General features: G+C 39.7%; 5 protein-coding genes. 4 read left to right on the forward strand and 1 reads right to left on the reverse strand.

The annotated features are described in order from the left end of the window. Positions 1 to 175 precede the first annotated feature (175 nt). The 3 genes from ACEW8U_RS06395 to ACEW8U_RS06405 are packed head-to-tail and all read left to right on the forward strand — an operon-like array spanning position 176 to position 2,639. Positions 176 to 472: a Dabb family protein gene (locus ACEW8U_RS06395; RefSeq protein ID WP_373521206.1), complete on the forward strand. Its 297-nt coding sequence runs from the start codon at positions 176 to 178 to the stop codon at positions 470 to 472. Positions 473 to 503: 31 nt separating this feature from the next. Further along, positions 504 to 1,715 (forward strand): Tm-1-like ATP-binding domain-containing protein, encoded by a 1,212-nt coding sequence (locus ACEW8U_RS06400; protein ID WP_373521207.1) that lies wholly within the window; start codon positions 504 to 506, stop codon positions 1,713 to 1,715. A gap of 60 nt (positions 1,716 to 1,775) precedes the next feature. Next, positions 1,776 to 2,639, forward strand: coding sequence for a phosphoenolpyruvate hydrolase family protein (locus ACEW8U_RS06405; protein ID WP_373521208.1), 864 nt, complete (start codon positions 1,776 to 1,778; stop codon positions 2,637 to 2,639). A 144-nt stretch (positions 2,640 to 2,783) separates the two neighbouring features. Here the strand turns inward: ACEW8U_RS06405 and ACEW8U_RS06410 are convergent, their stop codons facing one another. Next, on the reverse strand, positions 2,784 to 3,620 hold the full coding sequence (locus ACEW8U_RS06410; protein ID WP_373521209.1) for a sugar phosphate isomerase/epimerase family protein: 837 nt from the start codon (positions 3,618 to 3,620) through the stop codon (positions 2,784 to 2,786). Between the two features lie 138 nt (positions 3,621 to 3,758). Between ACEW8U_RS06410 and ACEW8U_RS06415 the strand changes: the two genes are divergently transcribed. Beyond that, positions 3,759 to 4,802 (forward strand): twin-arginine translocation signal domain-containing protein, encoded by a 1,044-nt coding sequence (locus ACEW8U_RS06415; protein ID WP_373521210.1) that lies wholly within the window; start codon positions 3,759 to 3,761, stop codon positions 4,800 to 4,802. Positions 4,803 to 5,203: the final 401 nt, after the last annotated feature.

The following is a 5,203-nucleotide window of genomic DNA, read 5'->3' on the forward strand; positions in this document are numbered from 1 at the left end:
TACTATTGGGTTCATGGGGGGGAATAAAATTTTCATTAATGCGGAAGACATCAAAAGTCAAGGTTACCTAGGGGGCCGTTCCTTTATGAATAAAGGCTTAATTGATAACCTTTCAGATGAGGAAATAGCTGATTTGTTTGCTTTTATAAGAACTTTAGAATAAAATTCAATTGATATGGTAAGACATTTTGGCGTATTTAAATTCAAAAAAAATATTTCAATTGAAGAAATTGATGCATGCTTTTTTTCAATGAATAAAATGGTGGGAGAAATCCCTGGTTTATTAGGTATAGAATATGGACCTTATAATGGAAATGAGGGGTTAAATGAAGATTTTACTCACGGTTTTGTCATGACTTTTGATTCTGAGGAATCCAGAGATGAATATCTGCCTCATCCCATTCATGAAAAAGTTAAACTCCTAGTTGTTCCAAAACTTGAAAAAGTTATTGTTTTTGATATAGTTGTTTAAGATGATGATTCAAAAAGATAAGTCTATCCTAATGATTGGGTGCTTTGACACCAAAGAAGAAAACTTCAACTTTCTTAGGCAATGCATTGTATCTCATGGGGAAAGTGTAATTGCTATGAATACGGGAATTTTTGGATCCACATCACTTTTTCCTGTTGAATTAGAATCAGAATTAGTTGCAGCTGAAGCTGGTGAATCTATTGAAGATTTAAGAAAAAAAGCTGACCGGGGTCATGCAGTTGATATAATGGGTAAAGGTGCTGGAAAATTGGTTTCCGGATTATTTACCGAAGGAAAAATCAAAGCAGTTATTGGTATGGGTGGCGGCGGCGGGACTTATATAGCACTAGCAGCTATGGAACCTTTGCCCATTGGCTTTCCCAAACTCTGTATTTCCACATTGGCATCCAAGGATGTCACCCGACAGGTTGGTATGAAGGACATCCTGTTGATGCCCTCAGTGGTTGATGTGGCAGGCCTGAACAGGATCAGCCGTCTCATCATGCGGAACGCCGCAGCTGCTGTTTCCGGTATGGCAAAGGTGAATCTGAAAACTGATGAAAAATCTTTAGGAACTATAGCTATCAGTATGTTTGGCAACACTACTGCCTGTGTGAACGAATGCACAAAACTTTTGGAAGCAAAAGGATATGAAGTTATGGCATTCCATGCCAACGGGCTTGGGGGCAATGCTATGGAAACCCTGATAAGGGAAGATTGCTTTGTTGGAATTTTGGACATCACTACCACGGAGTTGGCCGATGAACTATGCGGCGGCATCTGCAGTGCAGGTCCCGGGCGTCTCACTGCTGCCGTTGAAATGGGGATACCCCAAGTGGTGGTACCTGGTTGTCTGGACATGGTCAACTTTGCCCACCCGGACACCGTTCCGGAGCAATACAAGGAACGACAGCTTTACAGCTGGGCGCCTGATGTCACCTTGATGAGAACTGATGTTCAGGAAAATATGGAATTGGCAAAAATGATTGCCCAAAGGTTAAACCAATCTACCGTACCAGTCACAGTTTTGCTACCCCTTAAAGGCTTGTCCCAAATTGATGCGGACGGGGGTATTTTCCATCAACCTGAGATCAACAGGGTACTATTCGACACCTTAAAGCAGCATTTGAAGCAGCATATAAATGTAGTAGAGATTGATAGCAATATTAATGAAAAAAATTTTTCCGAATCCGCAGTCCATATTTTGTTGGAAAATATGGAAATACAGAATCAAATGGCATAAATTGAAATCCGTCGGAATTAAAATAAGAATTTATCTAAACTCAAATCAAAAAAATAAATTATGGCAAATCCATGGACAGGTAGGGGTAATCCCTACACGAGGCAGGAAGTTAGGGACAGGTTACAAAAAGTGATCGATCAGAAAAAAGCGATTATCGCAGCAGGGGCAGGTACTGGTATCAGTGCTAAATTTATTGAAAAAGGGGGCGCAGATCTTATAATTATATATAACTCTGGAAGATTTAGAATGTCTGGACATGGTTCAACTGCTGGGTTAATGGCATATGGTGATGCAAATGCGGTTGCCATGGAGATAGGAGAGTTTGAAGTCCTACCTGTCGTTGAAGATATCCCGGTGATTTGTGGCGTCCATGGTTCGGATCCCCGAAGGAGGATATGGCACCATTTATTGAAAGTCAAAGAAATGGGGTTTTCCGGAATTAACAATTTCCCTACCCATTGCATCGTGGATGGACAGTTTAGGCAAGTTTTGGAAGAAACAGGGATGGGTTTTGATAAGGAGGTCGAAATGATCAGGATTGCAAATAAAATGGAATTATTTTCAATTGTTTATGTGGCAACACCGAAAGAAGCCATACAGATGGCAGAAGCTGGAGCAGATGCAATTATAGCCCATGTAGGTACAACGGTAGGGGGCTCAATTGGTGTGACAGGCGCTTCATGTACAATGGACGATGCAATAGAAAGAACCAACAATATAATTGCTGCGGTTAAAAAAATAAATCCCGGGATTTTTTTCCTTACTCATGGGGGACCTATAAATACTCCAGAGGATGTCAATATTATCCTTGAAAAAACGAAAGCCCATGGATTTGTAGGAGCTTCCTCATTGGAAAGAATGGGAGTCGAAAAATCATTAACTGAATTAACAATGGAGTTTAAAAAGTTAAAAATTTATGTTTAGAAAAATAAAAACTGGGATTTCTACATTTGGATTTTCATTTTACACAAACATAAAAAAATTATAAGAAAATAAATTCCTGTGGGATTTACCTTGATTACAAACGCCAAGCTCAACAGTCCAACGGTACAACAGTTGGACAACTCGCTACTTCTCCGCCATCACTTTCCTAATATACTCCACACTCTTTGGAATCTGCTGCACTGACCTTGAGGATTCATCTTCTATGATCAGGTATTTGGTGCCGACTTTTTGGGCTTGTTTGATAAGGCCGCGGATATCAACATCTCCTGTACCAAGGACTACATTGGTCTCCACATCTCCTCTGCCGTCTGTATTGCCAGGAGTGCCATGGGCACGGTCTTTCAAATGCAGCAGAGGGAATTTCTTTGGATATTTTTTCATAATGGCTAAAGGATCTCCTCCTCCCATCTGCACCCAATAGACATCCATGTTGAAATCATAATTTTTTGCATTTTTTAGCATTTCATCAAATAACACCCCTTTGCCATGTGGTTTGAATTCATAGCCATGGGGATGGTAGCAGAGGGTAATGCCTGCGTCTTTCAGGATTTTTCCAGCTTTGTTGAATATCTCAATGGCTTCCTTCGTTTCTTTGATACTGAACTGACCTGACGGATGGGGAATCCATGTACAGGTAGCAAATTTTGCCCCATACGATTTTGCATTGTCAATTATAGATTGGGGATTGTCCCTCAAGGCTTCATATCCTGCGCCTACGGCTACAATTGAAAGTCCCAAGTTGGAAAGAAAAGACTTGTATTCTTCTTTTTCCATGCCGTAAGTGCCCCCACCTTCCAGATATTTAATTCCCATACCGGGGATCAAAGCGTGGGTTCCTTTTGCATCCTGTTTCATTTCATTTCGCAGGCTATACAATTGAAGGGCAATTTCCTGTGCATTCATTTGGCCAGCAGAGAGTATCATGAAGGATATTAAGACAATTTTTATCAGATTTTTCATAGGATCATTTTGGGTTTGAATTTAAATATAGAAATAAAGCTACAATCTTTGCTTTTGATTTTTGACCAGCGGGCATTTTCAATTTTAGATTAATCTGATATTAATGCTAAATTGCTTTTCAAGATCTAATTCAAATGTATGCCCAGCAATCGTAGAAATTTTCTCAAACTAACAGCACTTACCGGACTAGCCATGACCATCAAACCCAACCTATCCTTTTCCAATAACAATGACACCATTTTAGGCCATGGTGATTTTAAATACAAAGTTGACACTTCCTGGGGGGACCTTGACCCAAGTAAAACACCCGTTGTCAATTGCCATGAAATGGTCATGGATAAAAAAGGCCGATTGATCATGGTGACAGATGAAGCCAAAAACAACATCATCATCTATGACCAATCCGGAAAACTTTTGGATTCTTGGACTTTGAATTTACCCGCTGCACATGGCTTGACCTTGGTAAATGAAGGAGGTGAGGAATTTTTGTGGATCGTGGATAATGGAGGAAGAGTAATTAAAACTGACTTAAAAGGAAAAATCATCACTGAAATCCCATCTCCCAAAAGCAACGGTATCTATGAAGAAACGATGCGCTACACTCCAACCGAAACCTGTGTAGCCCAAAATGGAGACCTATATATCACAGATGGCTACGGTTCCCAATATGTATTGCGGTACGATTCAAAAGGTAATTTTATCTCAAAGTTTGGCGGAGATGGGCATGGGGATCCGCAGTTCAAAACCGTGCATGGCATTGCTGTGGACCAACGTAAAGGCGGTACTCCTACCCTTTTGTGTACTTCCCGTGGTCATAATTCTTTCAAAAGATTTACTATGGAAGGAGAATATCTGGAAACCATATTTTTACCGGGAGCATTTGTTTGCCGTCCTGTTATTCATGGCAAAAACCTTTATGCAGGAGTTTGTTGGTCCCGTGCTAAATATTTGGAACAGATGGACAATTCAGGCTTTGTCACCATCCTCGATGAAAACAATAAGGTTGTGTCCAACCCAGGGGGAACTGCCCCGAAATACATTGATGGTGAGTTGCAGTTAATGATTCAGAAAGAACCAGTTTTCAAACATTGCCATGATGTCTGCATTGACCAAGATGAAAATATCTATGTGTGCCAATGGAATGCTTCTAAAACCTATCCGATAAAATTGACGAGGGTGTAGATATTTTATTTTTTCTTTCCAAAGCCTTCTATCCTTTAAACAGAAAGAAGTTGGGATTTGCATATTGATTTAAATTAATAAATTCTAAGATCAAGTAAAATAACCTGAATTTTGAATTTTAAGGAGCACAAAGAAAAATTCCCAGAAATCAAAAAACACACTTATTTCAAGTCCCTTTAGGGACATCATATAGGTAGAAAAACGATTCATGACAGATTATTGTGCCTTTAGGTACAACATATATCCCGTACCTAAAAGCACGGGCATCATTTTACAAGATCTATTTTTACCCATATGTCGTCCCTAAAGGGACGAAAACACAATATCTATTCATATCGATTGCCAATTTGGGTAATCTACTTGGTATCGGTCTAAAGGAAATTGACGTTTAATTAATAGTT

Source organism: Aquiflexum sp., assembly GCF_041751335.1.
Taxonomy (GTDB): domain Bacteria; phylum Bacteroidota; class Bacteroidia; order Cytophagales; family Cyclobacteriaceae; genus Aquiflexum.

Bases quoted from the DNA above. Each gene is read 5' to 3' on its own strand.
- ACEW8U_RS06400 (WP_373521207.1), top strand. From the start codon at position 504: ATGATTGGGTGCTTTGACACCAAAGAAGAAAACTTCAACTTTCTTAGG.
- ACEW8U_RS06395 (WP_373521206.1), top strand. From the start codon at position 176: ATGGTAAGACATTTTGGCGTATTTAAATTCAAAAAAAATATTTCAATT.
- ACEW8U_RS06405 (WP_373521208.1), top strand. From the start codon at position 1,776: ATGGCAAATCCATGGACAGGTAGGGGTAATCCCTACACGAGGCAGGAA.
- ACEW8U_RS06410 (WP_373521209.1), bottom strand. From the start codon at position 3,620: ATGAAAAATCTGATAAAAATTGTCTTAATATCCTTCATGATACTCTCT.
- ACEW8U_RS06415 (WP_373521210.1), top strand. From the start codon at position 3,759: ATGCCCAGCAATCGTAGAAATTTTCTCAAACTAACAGCACTTACCGGA.